Origin of the sequence: Photobacterium piscicola (assembly GCF_900166965.1) — a bacterium.
GTDB lineage: Bacteria > Pseudomonadota > Gammaproteobacteria > Enterobacterales > Vibrionaceae > Photobacterium > Photobacterium piscicola.
The window spans coordinates 148,816-170,228 of the sequence record NZ_FUZI01000006.1; the positions used below are offsets into that span (position 1 = coordinate 148,816).

General features: G+C 41.0%; 16 protein-coding genes. 13 read left to right on the forward strand and 3 right to left on the reverse strand.

Translation table 11 applies throughout. The features are described 5' to 3' along the window. The first annotated feature begins 15 nt into the window (after positions 1-15). From CZ809_RS15670 to CZ809_RS15680, 3 genes are all read left to right on the forward strand, one after another. On the forward strand, positions 16-978 hold the full coding sequence (locus CZ809_RS15670; RefSeq protein ID WP_080158506.1) for a cobalamin biosynthesis family protein: 963 nt from the start codon (positions 16-18) through the stop codon (positions 976-978). Further along, complete coding sequence (gene btuF, locus CZ809_RS15675; RefSeq protein WP_080158507.1) at positions 978-1,814, forward strand: vitamin B12 ABC transporter substrate-binding protein BtuF; 837 nt, start codon at positions 978-980, stop codon at positions 1,812-1,814. Before CZ809_RS15670 ends, btuF begins: the two co-directional genes overlap by 1 nt. Positions 1,815-1,938: 124 nt before the next feature. After that, positions 1,939-2,550 carry a trimeric intracellular cation channel family protein gene (locus CZ809_RS15680; protein ID WP_080158508.1) on the forward strand — a complete coding sequence of 204 codons (612 nt, stop codon included), beginning with the start codon at positions 1,939-1,941 and terminating at the stop codon, positions 2,548-2,550. A 128-nt stretch (positions 2,551-2,678) separates the two neighbouring features. On the opposite strand, the gene CZ809_RS15685 is transcribed toward CZ809_RS15680, so the two are convergent. Further along, entirely contained in the window at positions 2,679-3,299 is a 621-nt protein-coding gene (locus CZ809_RS15685; protein ID WP_080158509.1) for a DedA family protein, read from the reverse strand. A 304-nt stretch (positions 3,300-3,603) separates the two neighbouring features. On the opposite strand from CZ809_RS15685, the gene CZ809_RS15690 reads away from it, so the two are divergent. After that, the gene (locus CZ809_RS15690) at positions 3,604-4,917 is read left to right on the forward strand and encodes a peptidoglycan DD-metalloendopeptidase family protein (protein WP_080158533.1); all 1,314 of its coding nucleotides are present in this window, start codon (positions 3,604-3,606) and stop codon (positions 4,915-4,917) included. An 82-nt stretch (positions 4,918-4,999) separates the two neighbouring features. Here the strand turns inward: CZ809_RS15690 and erpA are convergent, their stop codons facing one another. Together erpA and clcA are read right to left on the reverse strand one after the other, a co-directional pair. After that, positions 5,000-5,341 (reverse strand): iron-sulfur cluster insertion protein ErpA, encoded by a 342-nt coding sequence (gene erpA / locus CZ809_RS15695; protein ID WP_045036017.1) that lies wholly within the window; start codon positions 5,339-5,341, stop codon positions 5,000-5,002. 62 nt (positions 5,342-5,403) lie between these two features. Further along, positions 5,404-6,792 carry a H(+)/Cl(-) exchange transporter ClcA gene (gene clcA / locus CZ809_RS15700; RefSeq protein ID WP_369926012.1) on the reverse strand — a complete coding sequence of 463 codons (1,389 nt, stop codon included), beginning with the start codon at positions 6,790-6,792 and terminating at the stop codon, positions 5,404-5,406. A 346-nt stretch (positions 6,793-7,138) separates the two neighbouring features. Here clcA and hemL point away from each other — a divergent pair, with 346 nt between their 5' ends. The 9 genes from hemL (at position 7,139) to CZ809_RS15750 (ending at position 21,289) form a co-directional block, all read left to right on the forward strand. Next, positions 7,139-8,443, forward strand: a complete 1,305-nt coding sequence (hemL, locus tag CZ809_RS15705) for a glutamate-1-semialdehyde 2,1-aminomutase (protein WP_080158511.1) — start codon at positions 7,139-7,141, stop codon at positions 8,441-8,443. Positions 8,444-8,782: 339 nt separating this feature from the next. Continuing rightward, positions 8,783-9,868, forward strand: a complete 1,086-nt coding sequence (locus CZ809_RS15710; RefSeq protein ID WP_080158512.1) for an AI-2E family transporter — start codon at positions 8,783-8,785, stop codon at positions 9,866-9,868. 155 nt (positions 9,869-10,023) lie between these two features. After that, positions 10,024-11,043: a 16S rRNA (guanine(1207)-N(2))-methyltransferase RsmC gene (gene rsmC, locus CZ809_RS15715; protein ID WP_080158513.1), complete on the forward strand. Its 1,020-nt coding sequence runs from the start codon at positions 10,024-10,026 to the stop codon at positions 11,041-11,043. Between the two features lie 270 nt (positions 11,044-11,313). Then, positions 11,314-14,691, forward strand: a complete 3,378-nt coding sequence (locus CZ809_RS15720; RefSeq protein ID WP_199190810.1) for a response regulator — start codon at positions 11,314-11,316, stop codon at positions 14,689-14,691. 746 nt (positions 14,692-15,437) lie between these two features. Further along, positions 15,438-17,114, forward strand: coding sequence for an ABC transporter substrate-binding protein (locus CZ809_RS15730; protein WP_080158515.1), 1,677 nt, complete (start codon positions 15,438-15,440; stop codon positions 17,112-17,114). Between the two features lie 146 nt (positions 17,115-17,260). Then, positions 17,261-18,247 carry an ABC transporter permease gene (locus CZ809_RS15735; protein ID WP_080158516.1) on the forward strand — a complete coding sequence of 329 codons (987 nt, stop codon included), beginning with the start codon at positions 17,261-17,263 and terminating at the stop codon, positions 18,245-18,247. A 2-nt stretch (positions 18,248-18,249) separates the two neighbouring features. Beyond that, entirely contained in the window at positions 18,250-19,278 is a 1,029-nt protein-coding gene (locus CZ809_RS15740; RefSeq protein WP_080158517.1) for an ABC transporter permease, read from the forward strand. Next, on the forward strand, positions 19,278-20,252 hold the full coding sequence (locus tag CZ809_RS15745; RefSeq protein WP_080158518.1) for an ABC transporter ATP-binding protein: 975 nt from the start codon (positions 19,278-19,280) through the stop codon (positions 20,250-20,252). The genes CZ809_RS15740 and CZ809_RS15745 overlap by 1 nt, the downstream gene beginning before the upstream one ends. 41 nt (positions 20,253-20,293) lie before the next feature. Beyond that, positions 20,294-21,289, forward strand: coding sequence for an ABC transporter ATP-binding protein (locus CZ809_RS15750; protein ID WP_080158519.1), 996 nt, complete (start codon positions 20,294-20,296; stop codon positions 21,287-21,289). The last annotated feature ends 124 nt before the right edge of the window (positions 21,290-21,413 follow it).

Sequence of the window (21,413 nt, forward strand, 5' to 3'; positions counted from 1 at the left end):
AGATGATAACTACTGATGACAACTTCGGCATTTATCGCCTCATTGACAACCAATAGCTCCCTGCTCGCTTTGTGGGGAGCATTAGTATTACATTGGTTATTACCCATCCCCTATCCTATGCACCCATTGCGTATCTGGCACCGTTTAGCCCTATTAATAGCAGCACGGGTCAACCATCCTCATGATAATTACGCTCAGCGATTATTAGCGGGTTATTTAGCTTGGGCATTAATGTGGCTTACTGTAGTGGTGTTATTATTCGCGACCAGCCAATTAGTGTGGTATCCCACTTTATTTCAATTAACATTATTATGGCTTGCCCTTGATTGGCAGCATACCAGCCAACTTAGCCATCAATTTAATTATGCTTATGGTCACAACGATAAAGCTCAATGTCGTCAATTGCTCGCCCCTTATCTTAATCGAAATACCACTGTATTATCCCTGCTTGGTTTAGGCAAAGCTGGCGCTGAAACCATCATTTTAAGCTATGGCAGGCATGTGGTTGGAGTTTTGTTTTGGTATGCGATCGGTGGTGGCATTGCTGCTATTTTATATCGATTAGCCATAGGCCTTGCACGAGCATGGTCACCGACACGTACTCAGTATGCGGTATTTGGATATCCAGCAATACGTATTGCAGCAATACTTGATATTCTACCGCTGCGCTTATTTGCTTTATTATTAAGTACGGGGCGTAATGGCCGTGTGGCAATAAAAGGATTACGGCAGCAAGGTGAAAACTGGCTCTTACCCGGTCCCGGTTGGTTATTAGTGGTTATCGGTTATAAGCTCGTCTTATCTCTCGGCGGTCCAGCAATTTACAATAATGTCAAAATGGAACGACCTCGCCTTGGTGGTAGAATTACACCCGCCGCGCTACACATTGCACAAATACAACAACTCATCACTCAGCGACTTTATGTATGGGTCGTACTTGAAAGCTTATTATTATACTTTTTTGGTGGAATTTTATAGTGCGCATCTTCTGTCTATTTATGTTGATTATCAGCACCATTACGCCAAGTATTGCAGCCACGTTAGCGCAACAAACCCAACGGATTATTAGCTTATCACCGCATACCACTGAAATGGCTTATGCGGCTGGATTAGGAAACAAGCTTATAGCAGTCAGTGCTTACAGTGACTACCCTCCCGCAGCAGAAAAATTAGAGCGTGTAGCAAATTATCGCGGTCTTAAAATGGAGCGTATTTTAGCGCTAAAACCTGATTTAATTTTAGCTTGGCAAGGAGGAAATCCAAGCCGAGAATTAGCACGTTTAGAACAACTTGGGATTAAAATACTCTATTCAAACCCAAAAACATTGGCCGATATTCCCAAGACATTAGAACGACTGGGGCAATATGCCGATTCACCACAGATTGCACAGCAAGCTGCCGCTGAATTTAGACATCAATTACAACAACTGCAACTAACCAATCACAATAAACCTAAAGTACGCTATTTTTATCAATTAGGTTCAACGCCATTAATGACCGTTGCCGATAGTGGCTGGCCAAGTCAAATTTTTCAATTTTGTGGTGGCGACAATATTTTTGCAAATAGCAGTGTGGCCTACCCGCAAGTTAACCAAGAGCAAGTGATTTTTCGTCAGCCTCAAGTGATATTTAGTGCTCAACCAATCGCTGACACTCAACAATTATGGGCACAATGGCAACATCAATTGGTTGCAGTTAAGCAACAACACATTTATCAACTAAACACTAACTGGCTAAATAGACCCACACCACGAACGTTACTTGCCATAAAACAAGTCTGTACCTTATTCGATCAAGTACGAGGCGATCACTAATCACACTATTGCGATAAATCCTGTGAATAATCTCACAAAGCATTTCATTATGGTTGTTACTGACGAATTTATTCGTACAATCTCTGCCGCTTAACTCAACTTCATTATTCTTGTAGGTACAGAGATGCTCATTTATTTTCTCGATATGTTTGGCACTGCCATTTTTGCTGCATCAGGTGTACTTATGGCAGGACGACTACGTATGGATCCTTTTGGCGTCGTGGTACTTGCAAGTGTAACAGCCATTGGTGGTGGCACTATTCGAGATATGGCATTAGGGGCAACCCCTGTTTTTTGGATTCATGACACCAACTATTTATGGGTAATTTTTATCACCTGTATCATCACCATGATCGCATCTCAACGCCCACGTCGAATGCCATGGTATTTTCTACCTGTTGCCGATGCTATCGGCCTTGCGGTATTCGTTGCTATTGGTGTTGAAAAATCATTACGTTATGGTGCATCACCACTAGTCGCGGTTATTATGGGTGTGATCACTGGATGTGGCGGTGGCGTTATTCGAGATGTTTTAGGTCGTGAAGTGCCGATGATTTTCAGAACGGAAGTTTATGCTACTGCTTGTATTATTGGCGGTACCATTCATACCCTTAGTTTATCTCTCGGTGTCCTACCGTCGATGGCTGCCATTATGGGCATTATTACCACCCTTTCGATTCGCTTAGCCGCTATTCGTTGGAATCTTTCTTTACCCACTTTTGCTCTGCGTAATTAACCTAACGTAATGACACCACTGATAATAAAAAACCGCCACTATGTAACATGGCGGTTTTTTTATATCTTTTGTTTATCATTTATTAAACATAGCGTTATTGCTTAATAGTCATGACATTGAGATAACAACTATTCTTCAATAACAACTCGACTACGTTGAAAACGACGGTAAACCAGCCAGACAATAGCAATAACGATAACCGCAGCAACAATCCAACATTGAGTTTGATATTTATGATAAAACGCCAAAATAGGTGCGACTTCGTCACGTAAATAAGCAGGCGCAACACCAAACACAAGTAACCACACGGTCACAGCAAGAAAGTTACCCGTAAAGAACAATTTAGCGGGCATTGCTGCAATACCACAGCCAATACACATAAATTGCTTAATACCTTCCACAAAACGGCTAATGATCAGCCCTAACATACCATAGCGATCGATAAAACCATGTAATTTGGTTAATGTTTTAGGCTTAATCCATTGTTTTCGAGTGACAACGTGTCCAAATTGACGCCCAATAAAATAACCAATGCTATTACCAATAAAGCTGGCGCTCCAGCCAACCATCAATACCGCGGGTAATGACATTTTTCCTGATGCCGCTAATAAACTTGCCACAACCAATAATGACTGTCCTGGTGCGGGAATCCCCATCCCTTCAACCGCAATTGCCAGCGCTAAAATATAATAGCCATATTGCTGCAGCAATGGCGTGAGTTCAGTAATAATATGTTGAATCGATTCCATGGCCAGTCTATGTCAGAAAAAAGAATTTGAATTTGTGATGATAGACCGAATTTAACAGAGACTCTAACGATCAAAGCTAAAAATTAAGCTTACAAAAATGAACTAATTTAGAAAAATTAACTCTCAGTAGATAAGAATATGTTTTGCAGCAAGATAAAGGTTCATTGTAGCTTGTTGTAAAAGTAACCATTTTGGGTTACTTCGACAAATTTTATAAAAACAATATTGAATATTTGGTCTTCAATAGCACCTGATATTGAAAGCCGTTACACTTAATATTATTTATTTTTTATCTAGTACCATCATGAATGGAAGCTCATTACCTCGTATGCCAAGAATAAATAAAATACTGATAGGGATAATCAGTAGTGCGGTTATTGCGCTTATTGTGGCTCCTGAAATTTATGCAGAGCCACCCGCTAAAACTGAATTTAAATATCAATTAGGTCAGCACTATCCGCTCGCTTTATCGCCATCATCAACGACTACGGCTAAACACCTACCACACTCAGCGTTAGTATGGAAAAACCATATCGTCGAAAATGGTGAAAGTTTAGCTATCGCATTTGATAGTGTTGGTTTAGACAGCGCTCTATTACATCAAATTGTTACAACCAACAGTAAAACCAAAAAACTGACGTCACTGCGCCCTGGGGATAAATTGAATTTTGGTTTTGATGATGCGGGTAAATTAATGGAATTACACCAACCATTAACCAACCTTGAAACCTTAGTCGTCAAACGTAATTCAGATAACAATGACTTTACTGCCACAATAACGAAACAACAGATAGAAACTCAAACCAATTACGCGCAAGCAACCATTGACTCTAGTTTCTGGAGTGCCGCAGATAAAGCAGGATTAACAGCCAATCAAATCATGGAAATAGCAGCGCTGTTCGGTTGGGATATCGACTTTGCACTTGATATTCGTGCGGGGGATAAATTTGAGGTGTTGTTTGAACAACATTACCTTGATGGCAACCCGATAGATCACGGCAATATTTTAGCTGCCACGTTTACCAATATGGGACAAACATTTACGGCAGTCCGCCATGATAACGGTAAATATTATGATAAAGATGGTCAGGCGATGCGAAAGGCTTTTCTTCGCTCACCAATCAACTTCCGTTACGTCAGCTCTAACTTTAATCCGCGTCGGCCACATCCGGTAACCAAACAAGTAAAAGCCCACCGTGGCACCGACTATGTAGCTCCGATTGGCACCCCTATTTGGGCTGCGGGTGATGGTGTTGTTATCGAATCAAGTTATAACCAATTTAATGGTAACTATGTCTTTATTCGTCATAATGGCAACTATGTCACCAAGTATTTGCACATGACGAAACGCATGGTGAAAAATGGTCAGCGCATAAAACAAGGACAAACTATTGGTACCTTAGGCGGAACAGGACGAGTGACGGGACCGCATTTACATTATGAATTCTTAGTTAACGGTCAGCATCAAAATCCACGTACTGTTGATTTGCCCCAAGCGCATTCACTTTCAGGCTCAACACAAACCGTGTTTAAGCAGCAAGCAGGTGAAAAACTAGAACAGGTAAAAAGCTACAGTCACTTATTAGCAAACAACGGTATTTTATTACCACAAAGCTAATTAATAGCTGTAATGGCTGTCCATATTCAAAAAAAAGCCGTCAGATAGACGGCTTTCTTTATAATACAAACAGATCACAGTATTACACGCTAAATGACGCACCACAGCCACATGTTGTGGTGGCATTAGGGTTATTCACAAAGAAGCGTGAACCTTCTAAGCCTTCAGTGTAATCAACAACACCACCCACTAAATACTGTAAGCTCATTGGATCAACAACTAATGTTACACCGTTGTTTTCAATGGTCATATCACCATCATTGACTTTTTCATCAAACGTAAAGCCATATTGAAACCCACTACAACCACCACCTGTAATATATACACGTAGTTTTAATTCTGGATTTTCTTCTTCAGCGATAAGCGTTTTTACTTTATTCGCAGCCACATCAGAAAAAGTCAGCGGCAAATTAACATCGCTCATTACAAAACCTCTCAAACACTTCCATTAATTAATGGTGATTATCCAATACCTGACTATTGTGTTCAAGTATTAGCCGTCTCAACTGGAGCATCATGTGGTGAATCGTGACCTAATTTTTCTTTTTTAATCGTACGATGCAGCAATTGGGAGTAAATCGGCTGACCACCTAACATTTGAGCCATCATAGTTGCACCCAGTGTAGTTACAACTAAGGGTAAAATAAGGTGGTAGTTATTGGTCATTTCAATCACCAATAAAATACCAGTAATAGGCGCGCGCACAGTTGCTGCAAATAACGCCCCCATACCTGCGATAGCAAATAAACCCGGTGCAATGCCTAAATGAGGATAAAGGTCGAGAGCTACGGTGCCAAAAAACGTACCAAATAAAGTACCTAATGCTAGCATCGGTGCAAAAATACCACCAGGAGCACCGGATCCAAAACATAACAGTGTTGTTACAACACGAGCAAAGAACAACAGCAATAGCATATTTAAACTATAGTCGCCATTAGTCGCAGGAGGAATAAGGAAAACACCGCCGCCAGTTAGCTCAGGGAAGTAAAGTAGCAATAAGCCGAAACAACCACCTAATAAGCCTCCCGTAATTAAATAACGGGTACGATTATTATGGTGAATAGTGACAAACCAATCTAATGTAAAAATAATTAAACGGTTAAAAACGACACCAAAGCCACCAAAGAGTAGCCCTAGAACTAAGAATAACCATAATGAAGTCAGCGCGGGTGCATCATATTGCGGCATAGTAATAACCGCGCTTTGGCCTGAAATAAAGCGAAATACGATCGTCGACATCATCGCTGAAATCATTACACATTTAACGGAAATTAAACTGTAACGAAATTGAGGTCGCATCTCCTCAATAACAAACATAATGCCCGCCATAGGCGCATTAAATGCCGCAGCTAAACCACCAGCAGCACCAGCAGCAAGTAATGAGTGACGGCCTTCTTTATCTTTTAAACGGAAAATATCTGAAATCATACGACCGATATTACCGCCCATTTGTACAGTCGGACCTTCACGTCCTAGCACCATACCTGAGCCTAATGCACCTAAACCACCAAAGAACTTAACCGGAATAACTCGCCACCAGCGTACAGGACGCATTTCATCCATCGCGCCTTCAATTTCTGGAATACCAGAACCGCCAGCTTCAGGGGCAAAACGACATACAAGGAAATAACCAATAAAGGCTAAAATACCGCTGACAAGAAATGCAGCTAACCACAATGGCAGCACACTGGTAATTTCATCACGCAGCCAAACTGTTCGTTGTTCACTCACCCATCGCACACCAATTTCAAATAGTGTACCGGCTAAGCCAGCAAGCGTTCCGACTAAAGCCGAAAGGAATAGAACAGAAATAGGTGTTTTATCTTGGGTCAAAAAACGCCTAACCAAACCACTCGGTTGCAGGTGGAAGGGCATATGAAGACCGCGCGATTTTTCAGTCATTAGAGAGCCGTATTATATAAAGATAACGCCATTACAGCGAGAGGATGAAGATAGAATTAATACTATAGCCTAATCGAATGTGGTTATGATTTACACTGCTAATGTTGAAAAATAGCTTTGCAACTGTGACTTGTTTCTCAGAATCAACGGGTTTTATTTTAAATTTGGCTTCATTTAAAACAGTAAAATGACTCTATATTCAGCAACACTTTAGGTACAATAAGGCAGTTTCACTCCCCACACTTCTCTTGCCTATGGTTGATTAGGACAGATAATTCTGTGGATTGAATCACCGCCTTACTTTTTTATAGGATTTCACATGAGCAAAACGAACAAGTCAGCTGATTTATTTGCTAAAGCACAACAAAAAATCCCTGGGGGTGTCAACTCACCAGTCCGTGCTTTTGCTGGTGTTGGTGGCACACCACTATTTATTGAGCGTGCCGATGGCGCGTATATTTTTGATGCCGATGGTAATGCTTATATCGATTATGTTGGTTCATGGGGTCCAATGATTTTAGGACATAACCATGCCGCTATTCGTGATGCTGTAATTAACGCAGCACAACAAGGCTTAAGCTTTGGCGCACCAACAGCAATGGAAATCACCATGGCTGAGTTAGTGTCAGAACTCGTACCGTCAATGGAAATGGTACGTATGGTAAGTTCAGGCACTGAAGCGACCATGAGTGCAATTCGTCTTGCTCGTGGTTTTACTGGTCGTGACAAAATTCTGAAATTTGAAGGCTGTTATCACGGTCATGCTGATTGCCTATTAGTAAAAGCAGGCTCAGGTGCATTAACTCTTGGGCAACCAAGCTCTCCTGGTGTTCCCGCTGACTTTGCTAAACATACGTTAACTGCAACTTACAACGATTTGAATTCAGTTCGTGAAGCATTCATGGCTCAACCAGATCAGATCGCTTGTATTATTGTTGAGCCCGTTGCTGGCAACATGAATTGCATTCCGCCCGTACCAGGCTTCCTTGAAGGCCTTCGTGAAATTTGTGATGAATTTGGAGCGCTACTGATCCTTGATGAAGTCATGACGGGTTTCCGTGTTTCACAAGGTGGTGCGCAAGGGTATTACAACATCAAACCTGATATCACAACACTGGGTAAAATTATCGGTGGTGGTATGCCTGTGGGTGCCTTTGGTGGACGTCGTGATGTAATGGAATTTGTCGCGCCAACTGGCCCTGTATATCAAGCAGGAACATTATCAGGTAACCCTGTAGCCATGGCGGCAGGTCATGCTTGTTTAACGGTACTAACAGAAGATGGTAATGAAAAACGCTTAGCGAAAACCACTCAGCGTTTAGCAACAGGCTTTAAAGCTTTAGCTGATAAACACGGTATTCCACTGGCGGTAAACCAAGTGGGTGCAATGTTTGGTTTCTTCTTTATCGATCAAGATACTGTGACTTGCTATGACGATGTGACCAAGTGTGATATTGAACGCTTCAAGCGCTTCTTTAATTTAATGCTTGATAAAGGCGTGTACCTTGCACCTTCAGCCTATGAAGCATGTTTTACCTCACTCGCACACAATACCAAAGAAATTGATGCAACATTAGAAGCGGCAGATTTTGCGTTTGCCACTCTGGCTGCTGAAGCAAAATAGCATTGTTTTAAAATAAATTAGCTAATGTTATTAAAAACATTATTTTATTAGTGCTATTATGAAAAGAAAGGTCACGAATGGTGGCCTTTTTTTATGATGAATATCAGTAACTATCTATTGCCAAAAATAAACGGCAAGCCCAGCAACAAGTACTAAAATAATTAGCACTAATGGTGGCTTACGCTTTTTTTTGTCATCACAACCACAATTACAACATCCCATAAGCTATCTCCTTGATAAGAGCTATAATCATCAAATAATGGTGATGATTATAATGATAATCTTTATCAATTACAGTGAAAATAGCTTTTATCGGTCGATTTTAAAAGGATACATATCGTGCCTCACCCATTAAAGGTAGAACCTCGTCACTGGATGCTAATAGTGGCACTCTTTGTCGCTTCTTACGCAAGTTATAAATTAATCGAGCCCTACCTTGGTCCAATTGTATTAGCGTTTATCATCTCTTTATTGTTCACACCTATGCATAAGCGCTTACTTGCCAAAATGCCGACGCGTGAAAATACAGCGGCAATGCTGTCATGTTTTATTATGACGGTCATTATCGTTATTCCTCTATTAGTGGTGTTTTCATCGATCGTGCATCAAGGCACCACTGTGTCAAAAGAAAGCTACACTTGGCTAACAACCGGAGGGCCAAAAGAACTCTTTGCTCATCCTATGGCCCAAAAAACACTGGCTTTAATTGATAAATACTCACCATTCCATGATTTTGACCCCCAAGTCATCATTCAGAAAATCGCGACTACTGCATCTCAAGTCGGTTCTCAAGCGCTGAATATCAGTGCGCGTATTCTCGGCGATGCGACCAGTATCTTAGTGAATTTTATGATGATGCTGTTTGTACTTTTCTTCCTTCTACGTGATAACGACAAGATGATTGCCGCAATCCGTCACGTGATTCCACTGTCTCGCAGCCAAGAAGACACAATCATGGAAGAAGTTGAACAAGTGGCCAAATCTGCCGTACTCGGATCATTTTTAACCGCGTTAGCACAAGGTGTTGCCGGTGGTTTTGCAATGTGGCTATGTGGCTTCCAAGGCTTATTCTGGGGTTCTATGATGGCCTTTGCCTCATTAATTCCCGTGGTTGGTACCGCTTTAATCTGGATTCCAGCATCACTGTATTTACTGTTAATCGGTGATTGGGAATGGTCATTGTTCCTTGCAGCTTGGGGCGTCATTGTTGTCGGCTCTATCGATAACATCGTGCGTCCGTTATTAATGCAAGGCAGCTCAAGTATGAACACCTTATTGATTTTCTTTTCAATCATTGGCGGTATTCAATTATTTGGCTTAATTGGTATGATCTACGGTCCAATTATTTTTGGCGTAACTTTAGTGTTGTTTAAAATGTATGAAGTTGAATTCCAGTCATTCCTTCAACAACAAGATGATAATTAACCATCAATAATCCCTCATAGGCTGCCGGTATTATTAACAATAATAACGGCAGCCTATGATTCTACTTATTCTCTCTAGCAGTGACTTTCCATCTGCCACTATTTATGGAACAATCCGCGCTCCTGAACCATGATGTCTATTTTGAGGCCAGTTAAATGTCTTATTCCGCCGCGAGCCAAGTGGTTGCTCGTCAATCTGAATTTTTTGAAAACCGCAAAGTCCTTATTGCTGGTGAATTAAATGATACTTTTGCCTCAGAATTGCTTACAACAGCTCAATCGGTAACAGTCTTTACCACCAATTATGGTTACCTAGGTGACATTGAACACCATCAAGCGATTAATTGTCATTTTGGTGCAGAACTTAACGCTGAACTCGATATTGATATGATTCTGCTTTATTGGCCCAAAGCAAAAGCAGAAGCGGATTATTTATTATCAATGCTACTAAGTAAGTTTGCAGCAGGCATTGAAATTTGTATCGTCGGTGAAAACCGTTGTGGTGTCAGAAGTGCAGAAAAAATGTTTGCGCAATATGGCCCATTAACTAAATATGATTCAGCCCGCCGTTGTAGCTTCTACTGGGGACGCTGTGATAACCCAGCCCCAGCTTTTGACATCAATAAATGGTTCCGTAGTTACCCAATTAATATTGCTGGTGTTAGCCTTACCGTGCGCTCTTTACCTGGCGTCTTTAGCCATGGTGAATTTGATAAAGGTTCAGAACTTCTACTCAATAACTTACCCGCGCTTAACGGTAAAGTACTTGATTTTGGTTGTGGTGCCGGCGTTATTGGCGCAGTAATGAAAGCCAAGTACCCTCAGATTGACTTAGATCTGTGTGATATTAGTGCCTTAGCCATTGAGTCAGCGAAAGAAACTTTCAAGGTTAACCAGCTTGCAGCCAACTTTATCGCCACTGACGTTTATAAAAACATTACTGGTCCTTACCAATATTTAATCAGTAACCCCCCTTTCCATGCTGGTTTAAAAACATTTTATACCGCAACGGAAACATTTATTAATCAAGCGCCGAGTTACTTAAATAATGGTGGTGAATTAGTGATTGTGGCGAACTGTTTTCTGCAATATCCACCCTTGATTGAAGCCACTCTTGGCCAGTGTGAGATCAGTTCTCACACTAATAAATTCAATGTCTATACGGCAAAAAAATAACATCTCACAACTTTACACTTCATTTTTGAATTTTATAAAGGGCAGTCAATACTGCCCTTTTTTATGACGTTAATTTCGTTAATTTTGTGCTTTTTGACACGATTCTATTTCTAGTTACTTGATCCATAATAAAAACATAGTATAAACACGGTAATTCATCACGTTGAGTTAAAACGATAAAGGATAATCGTTAAAATCTTAATGTTCATTTTAACGTGACTATTTTTGTCGTTAAAACCGTAAATTCCACCATCTTATTCAGGCACCGGAATGCAGAATACTAAACGTTTCAAACGTCTTCAGCACACACTCATGCTGGCATTTTTAGTGCTCAGTATCACCCCTTTGATATTGTCAGCTCTTTACTTTCTAAATTCTCACACTAAAGATTTAGCCGAGCAAAGCATCAGCCATCTGGCTTCGTTGCGTGATAATAAACAAAAACAATTACAGAGTTTCTTTGCCGCTAAAGAGTCTGAAGTAAAAAGCTTTGCTCGCTCTGAATTATCAAATAATAGTGGTGGACGATTTTACGGTTTAGTGGGTGCATTCCATCAACTTGGCAATATTGATTCACAACTTGATGCACAAGGTCGCGCTCATTATTTCAATTCAACCCTTACCACTAAAAGTGATCAAACTGCCAATAGTGGCTACCTTGGACATGAACGCTATCGTTTAATGTTTAAACGCTATAATGCCGTTTATAATGAGTATCTTAAACGTTCAGATTTCAAAGATATTATGCTGGTTGATATCTCTGGTGATGTCGTTTATTCAGTTAAAAACCACAACCTTTTTGGGGTTAATCTATTAGCAAAAAAAACCTCTCATAGCGCCTTACAGCAAACCTTTAAAGCCATTAAAGAAAAAACCCAGCAAAGCCCTAATAACCCAGAGCAAGTCCCGGTAGTCTTTACCGACTTTAGTGCTAATAGCCACAGTAATGAAACAACGGCTTGGTTTGCAGCACCAATTATCCAACAAGGCTACCTACATAGTTATGTCTTTATGGAGCTAAGTAACCAAAAGATAACTGAACTGATTAAAGACAATACTAAGCATATTCAAACCCTATTAGTCGGCACTGATCATAAATTACGCTTTGAAACTCAGCCGAAATTACCAATACAATTACAAAGCCAAAGCATCGATCAAGCACTTGCTGGTAAATCAGGTATTGGTAGCTTTATTAATTACGATAATATTCCTGTATTAGGCGCATTTTCGCCGCTAAATATATTAGATCACCATTGGGCGCTAGTGGTTGAACTTCCTGAAAAAGAAGCCTTTGCGCGAATCTTTGAATTAGAAAAAATCTTTGTCGCAGCCATGGTTACCGCCATTATTTTAGTCATCATTTCCTCACATTGGCTGTCAAACTCGATTACCGCACCATTATTACGCTTAACGTGGGCGGCAGAAAAAGCCTCTGGTGGTGATTTAGAGCAAAAAATTGATGGTACTGAACGTCATGATGAAATTGGACGATTAGCGATCAGCTTTGCCCGTATGCAACGCTCTATTCGCGAGAAAATTGGGCTTATTCGCCAGCAAAATAAAGAGTTAGAACATAACCTAACCATTATTCGTCAACAAAATAATGAACTCCAAACTGCGGATAAAATGAAAGACGAATTCCTTGCAACCACCTCGCATGAATTACGCACACCACTGCATGGCATGGTGGGTATTGCTGAATCATTATTAGCGGGAGCCAATGGCGCATTACATCAATCACAACGCCGTCAATTAGAAATGATCATTAACAGCGGTCAACGTTTAACCACACTGGTTGATGATCTGCTTGATTACCATAAGATGCGTTATGGCGATCTTGATATTAACCACCAAGCGGTTGATATGTCTGTAGCTATTCGATTAGTACTGGAATTATCGAGCCATTTATTAGGCAATAAACCGATTCGAATTATTAATCAAATTCCAACGGATCTACCTCTGGTTGATGCGGACGAACAACGTTTAGAACAAGTGCTATATAACTTAGTGGGCAATGCGATTAAATACACCTCTGAAGGTAAAATTATTTTATCGGCCACAATATTAGAACATCAATTACGGATTCAAGTAGTTGATACTGGACAAGGTATTCCCAGCGAACAACTCGAGCATATTTTTGAACCGCTCATTCAAGCCAACACTGGATCCGCTAACTATCGTCAAGGTGCGGGGCTAGGGCTGTCAATTAGTCGCCAATTGATCGAACTAATGGGTGGACGCTTGTATGTCAGTAGCCAACCAATGGTAGGAACAACATTCAGTTTCACTCTCAATTTAGCCAATGCCAATCAAATTGCAGCAATGGCGGCGAATCCCAATAAAAATCATTTCAAAGCGCCATTACTCAATATGGCAAATTATGATGCGTCTGATTTACCAGAAAATCCAGATGGCGAATTGTTGCTAGTTGTCGATGATGAACCGGTTAATTTACAAATACTAACCAATTTCTTACGTCTTGCTGGTTATCGAGTTCAAACGGCGGAAAGTGGCCCTCAAGCGTTAGCATTGATCACTGAACAGCAGCCCGATTTAGTGCTACTTGATATTATGATGCCTGAAATGAGTGGCTATGAAGTGTGTAATAAATTACGTAAAACACATTCCATGTTAGCGCTGCCCATCATTATGTTGTCAGCCCTGGGGCAAGTACAAGATCGCCTCAAAGGCTTTGAATGTGGAGCCAATGATTATTTAACCAAACCATTTAATAAAGAAGAACTTATAGCGAGAATTAGGGCTTATTTACAAGCAGGAAAAACCGAAATTGAGCGCCAGAAAAACCAAGCACTAGAACAGGAAATTCATCGTCGTGAACAAGTCGAAATTGGACTGATAGAAACCCAAAGTCGCTTACTTGGGCTACTAGACTCAACCAATGAGGCGATCATTTGTGTTCAGCACGAAGGTCGAATCCGTTATGCCAACAGTGCTGCGGGCAAACTATTTAAACGCACGCCAGAGCTATTAGAGCGCTATACCATTGACGATATTCTAGCGACCCCATTGCCAGCAGCTGTCGCGGATAATCATCATTTTAATGGTCAACTTAGCTATTACATTGGTGATCACAAACAACAATTAATGACCGATGTTATCAATTTACCGATTGAGTCAGGGCTTAAACAAATGTTTGTCTTTGATAGCCAAGGACCATCGGCTGATCATCGTATCAACCTACTTGAAAATGCTATTGATGTGTTGTCTGAATTTGCCTTTAATGGCGATAAAAATAACCTTCAACAACTGCGAGAGTTAGGAGGAGAATTTACCCGTTTAGCCGACAAATTAGGGGATGGTGATCATAATAAAGCTGAAATAATTCGTCAATTATTAGTCGATGCCATGAAAGCAACCTTGGTGTTTTGGGAACAAGAATCACGTAAAAGTAAATTTGAATTAGCTGAAGAAAGTGGTTTATGGCGTGTTTATTTAGACCGTAGTACGCTTCAAACGCGTACCTTAGATAAATATCTTCAACTTGAAACGTTACCAAAAACACCCCGTTGGCGAACTGTCATTAATACCATTGATTTTGTATTAGAACGTTGTCCACAATCTAATACCTATCGCCAAGAACTCGTCATTATGCGGGATAAGTTACATCATATCATTAGTCATAACTAACCCTAATTACCGTCATAATAGCGTCCCAAAAGGCTCTCTCAGAGCCTTTTTTATTATCTATATTATATCAACGACCATTCTCAGACGGCTCAATAGCACGATGATATGATTCAAACTCCCCCCTTTGTTGACACCACTATTCATGTCTTTGGTGTGCCACTATCACTTTTTTAATCTTTGAAATAATCCCGTTTGAATGCCTATAAATGATCAAGGTCACACTATCATTAGTGGTCAAAATTAAATCATATTCATCAAAAAGCGCCATTCTTCGGCGCTAAAAATAAATTCTTTTAGTTTATGAGAACCGAATCACAACAAACTAACAGCCAAAAATTTCCGTATAAAAATAAGCAAAAAAAACCATATGCGTTACATCACATCACGTAAAATAAAAATTAACCCCCCCTATTTTAAAAGAATAAATAAAGTAGTGAGCACTAACACTACAAATGTAACAACGACTTTCATATGTGATACTAAGCACGCTATTTACTAACTGCTCAATCACGTAAAACAATGAAATTAACACTTTTGACGGCAACAATTGTTTTTTTGACGTTTTTGACGGGCGACCACATTGACGATTTAACCAATACAGCCAATATTGAAGCCACTGAGAGCCTACAAGGCCATTCAATGGTTCAGCGTTACTCAGGTTCCAATGAAGTAGGTTTACAGCGCTCCAATGACGGAGCTAATTTTTATTTCCATTAGTGAAACAGAGCTAAGAGTAAGGAACAGCTATGCTTGCCAATATAAACAAAACTAAGTTAGCACTTGCAGTTGTTGCTGCAGCAACCGCTTTTACAGCACCCGTTGCTACTGCATCAGAAAAAAGCCAGCTAACAATCGTACCTGATTTCTACCCTACAATGGTGCGTAACTTTAACCCGTTTTTAGCAACAAACCTTCGCACAACAACTGAGTTCGTTTATGAGCCATTGGTAATCTTTAACCAAATGCAAGGTAACGAGCCTGTTATGCGTTTGGCGAAAGACTACTACATGTCTGACGACCTAATGAAGGTAACATTTGAAATTCGTGATGGCGTAAAATGGTCTGATGGTAAAGCATTCACTGCTGGTGATGTTGTTTACTCTTTTGACTTAGTAAAAAACAAGCCAGAGCTAGATCAAATCGGTATCAACAAGTGGGTTAAATCAGTTAAGCAAGACGGTAACAAAGTTATCTTTGAACTAACTGCTGCAAACTCAAACGTTCCATTTGAAATTTCAAAAGTACCTGTTGTTCCTAAGCACATCTGGAGCAAAGTTAAGAACCCTACAACGTTCACTAACGAAAACCCTGTAGGTACTGGCCCATTTACTGAGATCGACACATTTACTCCTCAGCTTTATGTTCAATGTCGTAACCCTAACTACTGGGATAACGCGAACCTAGAAGTTGATTGTTTACGTGTTCCTCAAATTGCAAACAACGACCAACTACTAACTAAGATCATCAACTCTGAGCTAGATTGGACGTCATCATTCATTCCTGATATCGACAGCACTTATGCTGCAGCAAATCCAAACCACAAATACTGGTACCCTGCTGCTGGCACAATGTCATTCATGTTGAACTACAAATCGCCAAAAGCAGGTAACAACGAAGCAATCAACAATGTTGACTTCCGTCGTGCGTTCTCTATGGCAATTGACCGTCAAACTATCATCGACATCGCGTTCTATGGTGCTGGTACACCAAACGATTACGCTTCAGGTCTAGGTGATAGCTTCAAATCATGGTCTGACGAAGCTGTACATAATGAGTACAAAGCTTTCAACACATACAACATCAAAGGCGCTAAAGATCTTCTAGCTAAAGCTGGCTTTAAAGACCTTGATGGTGATGGATTTGTTGAGTCACCAAAAGGTGAGAAAATTGAGCTTGAAGTTCAATCACCAAACGGCTGGACTGACTTCAACAACACTGTACAACTAGGTGTTGAGCAGCTTCAAGAAGCGGGGATCAATGCGAAAGCACGTACTCCTGACTTTGCTGTATACAATGAATCAATGCTGAAAGGCACTTACGATGTAGCATTTACTAACTACTTCCACGGTGCAGATCCACACCTATACTGGGACAGTGCGTACAACTCACGTCTACAGAAAGGTGACGGTATGCCACGTTTCGCTATGCATTACTTCAAGAATGCACAGTTAGATTCGCTACTAGACAGCTTCTACAAAACGGCTGATAAGGGTGAGCAAATCAAGATTGCTCATAGCATTCAGAAAATCATTGCTGAGAACCAAGTAACAATCCCAGTAATCTCTGGTGCTAACAACTTCCAATACAATGAAGCTCGCTTTACTGGTTGGTGGAATGAGAAGAACCCTAAAGGTCGTCCAATGGTATGGGCTGGTGTTCAAGAGCGTCTACTTCAAGTTCTAGACCTAAAACCAAAAGCGTAATATCTGCTTAAATTTGCGGTGCACGCCTTGTGCACCGCCTCTTCCCTCTAATCCTTTTTGCAATCAAAGGTATGGCGTTTTCGTCAGGGGGTTTTACGTCCTGAATTCAGCTCAGGAAGGCAAGCTGGATGTGTAAGGTGTGAGTTATGGGATTCTTTTTACGTCGTTTATCGTTTTATTTTATCGCGTTAATTTTCGCGGCAACGCTAAACTTTATTCTTCCGCGTGCGATGCCAGGTGACCCAGTTACCATGATGTTCGCAAACGCAACTGCACAGGTAACCCCTGAGCGTATCGCTGCTATGCAGAAACTATTAGGTTTTGTTGATGGCCCTTGGTACGAGCAATACTACACGTATATAGCGAACGTATTTACTTGGAACCTTGGTACTTCAATCAAATTTTATCCATTGTCAGTAAATGACTTACTCGGTGGTGCAATTGGTTGGTCACTATTTCTAGCCGGTTCTGCAGTAATTATTTCATTCTGTGTTGGTTCTGTATTTGGTATTTTTGCAGCATGGAAACGTGGCAGTAGCTACGATACTTTCATCTCTCCTGGCATGTTAGTTGTGCAAGCCGTTCCACCTGTTGTAATCGCGATGTTAGTCATGTTTACCTTTGCTATCGGCTTACAGTGGTTCCCTACAGGTAACGCATATACCGCAGGTTTAACCCCGGATTGGAGCAGCTTCGCATTCTATAAAGATGTGCTCTACCATGCCGCCCTACCTCTTTTCTGTGCCACTATTATTCAAATTGGCGGTTTTCTAATTGGCATGCGTAACAACATGATTAACTTGCTAAATGAAGACTACATCACCATGGCAAAAGGAAAAGGCCTGAGTGAAAACCGTGTGGTATTCAACTACGCAGCACGAAATGCAATGCTACCAAGTGTTACCGCGCTATCAATGGCGTTAGGTATGGCTATCGGTGGTCAGTTAATTATCGAAATGATTTTCAACTATCCAGGTCTGGGTACGGTGATGCTAAACGCAATCCATGCGCGTGATTACCAAGTACTGCAAGGTCAGTTACTTATTATGACTATGTTTATGTTGTTCTTTAACTTTATGGCCGACATCCTAATCGTTGCGCTAGACCCTCGTCTACGTAAAGGAGGCAAGTAATCATGAAAGGCTTATTTAAATTACTCTCTAGCAACCCGAAAGCAATGTTTGGTCTTGGCATTATTATCATTTTCATTCTAACAGCGCTATTTGCACCTTTTATTACCCAATATTCACCAGACAAAAGAACCGGTAATCCACATGAATACCCTGCTTTTGTTGTAAAAGCTGCGCAAGATAATCCAGAAGGTTGGATCGCTAAAAACTTGGCAACCAACAAACGTACGTTATTAATGTCAAAAGATGCTGATCACGTACTCGGTACTTCTCGTATGGGTCGTGACATCTGGTCTCAACTTGTTTATGGCGCACGTACATCATTAGCTGTTGGCTTTGGTGCTGGTCTATTAGTGTGCTTCCTAGCCACAATTATCGGTATTTCAGCAGGTTACTTTGGTGGGCGAGTCGATGAATTCCTCACCGCATGTATGAATATCATGTTGGTAATGCCACAACTGCCGATTCTATTTGTTATCGCCGCGTTTGTTGGCCAAGCAGGACCATTAACCATTGCCATTGTAATTGCGGTCACCTCTTGGGCATGGGGCGCACGTGTTGTACGCGCACAAACCCTATCAATTAGAGAAAAAGAATTTGTAAAAGCCGCTGAAGTATTAGGTGAATCGTCTCCTCGTATCATTTTCGTTGAGATTCTTCCTAACCTTATCTCTATCGTTGGTGCGAGCTTTATCGGTTCGGTGATGTATGCGATTAACGTAGAAGCAACTCTCTCATTCTTAGGCCTAGGCGATCCAAATGGCATTAGTTGGGGCGTAATGTTGTACAACGTTCAAACATCATCTTCAATGTTAGTCGGCGCTTGGTGGGAAGTATTAGCACCTTGTATCGCACTGATATTTATCGCGATTGGCCTTGCTATGTTGAACTTCGCAGTCGATGAAATTGCGAACCCACAGTTACGTTCACATAAAGGCATGCGTCGTTGGAAAAACCTGGCAAAAGAAACAGCAAAACAAGCACAACCGGTTGAAGCTATCCCTCAACCAGCACTAGAAGGCGGGACTAAATAATGACCGATCCACAAATCTCAATTCGTAATTTATGTGTTGATTATATTACTGATGCTGGCGATGTCCGTGCAGTTAATAATGTTAGCTTTGATATTGGTAAGGGTGAAGTTTTTGGTCTAGCCGGTGAATCAGGCTGTGGTAAATCAACCGTTGCATTTTCACTGATGCGTCTACATAAGCCACCAGCATTCATTACCGGTGGTGAGGTAATCTTTGACGGTCATGGTGATATTTTGAAGAAAACGGATATGGCAATGTCAGCCTTCCGTTGGAGCGAAATGTCAATGGTATTCCAAAGTGCGATGAATGCCTTGAACCCTGTATTAACCATGGAAGAGCAATTTTGTGATGTGATCATGCGTCACACCACCATGAACCGTAAGCAAGCGATTCGCCGTGCTGAAGGATTATTAGAGATTGTTGATATTCACCCAAGTCGTTTACGTGATTATCCACACCAGTTTTCAGGCGGTATGCGTCAACGTTTAGTTATCGCAATTGCACTGGCGCTAAATCCAAAAATGATCATCATGGATGAGCCAACAACCGCACTTGATGTAGTGGTTCAACGTGAAATTCTACAAAAAATTTATGCATTAAAAGAAGAATTTGGCTTCTCAATTTTATTTATTACTCATGATTTATCACTGATGGTCGAGTTCTCTGATCGTATCGGCATCATGTACTCAGGGGAATTAATTGAAGTTGCACCATCAAAACAAATTCTTGAAACACCGTACCACCCATACACCGAAGGCTTGGGAAGTTCATTCCCGCCATTAACAGGCCCTAAAACACGTTTAACAGGCATTCCAGGTAATCCATTGAATTTACTTGAAATACCACAAGGTTGTCGCTTTCAAGCTCGCTGTGGAAAAACCCACCCAGCGTGTTTCAGTACGCCAACTCAGTTAAGCCAGATTGAACCAGGACGTTTATCAAACTGCCACCTATTTACCAATACAGGTAACTAGCAGCAACACATCGCATTTATAGGCAGTATTTAGGAGACACTATGAGCAAGCCTGTTGGAACACCGATTGTCGAAGGTAAAAATCTAATTAAAGATTTTTCGGTAAACAGTAACTCACTTAAAAAATCAAAGATGCGTGCAATTAACGACGTATCTTTCAAAATGTACAAAAGCCGTGGCTTAGCCGTGGTTGGCGAATCAGGCTCAGGTAAATCAACTACCGCTAAAATGATCGCTAAAATGTATGCCCCAAGTGGCGGCCACATTGAATATTACGGGCGTGATATTCAAACTATCACCAGCCGTGATGATGTAATGAAATACCGTCAAGGGGTACAAATGGTATGGCAAGATCCGTTTGGATCATTAAACCCTACTCATACTATTTTTCACCATATAGCACGTCCATTACTGATCCATAACAAAGTGCCATCGGGTAATAAAAAAGAACTTGAAGAAACGGTATACAACCTTCTTGAGCAAGTGGGTCTTATTCCACCAAAAGCCACCGCGGCAAAATTCCCGCACCAGCTTTCAGGCGGCCAACGTCAACGTGTCAACTTAGCCCGCAACATTGCCGTTGGCGCTGAGGTGGTACTAGCCGATGAACCAACTTCAATGCTTGATGTTTCAATCCGTGCCGGTGTTCTTAACCTGATGGAAGAGATGAAATTTGAGCGTGAAATGGCACTACTTTACATCACGCACGATATCGCAACAGCACGTTATATCGCTGAAGATCTTGCAGTTATGTACGTTGGTCACATGGTTGAGTGGGGCGATACTGAACAAATTATCCATAATCCACAACACCCATATACCCAATTATTAGTTTCAGCAGTACCCGATCCAAGTAAATCGATTCATACCAAGTTGAAAGGTAACAAAGGTGAAATTCCACTATGGACACCTGAAAGCTTTGGTTGTCCATTTGCGGGTCGTTGTATGCAAGCGACAGATAAATGTCGTGAGAAATTACCAGAAGTTACTCAATTATCTGATAACCACTTTGTTCGTTGTTATCTATACGAAAACTAAACAACGTTACAAAAACTAAGCACTAATAACACTTTTATTTTTATATCCATGTTATTTGTCGCACCAGCCGTTCAGTGATGGTTCCCATAAGGAGCCATCACTTATTCGCGACATTGGAGGCCCT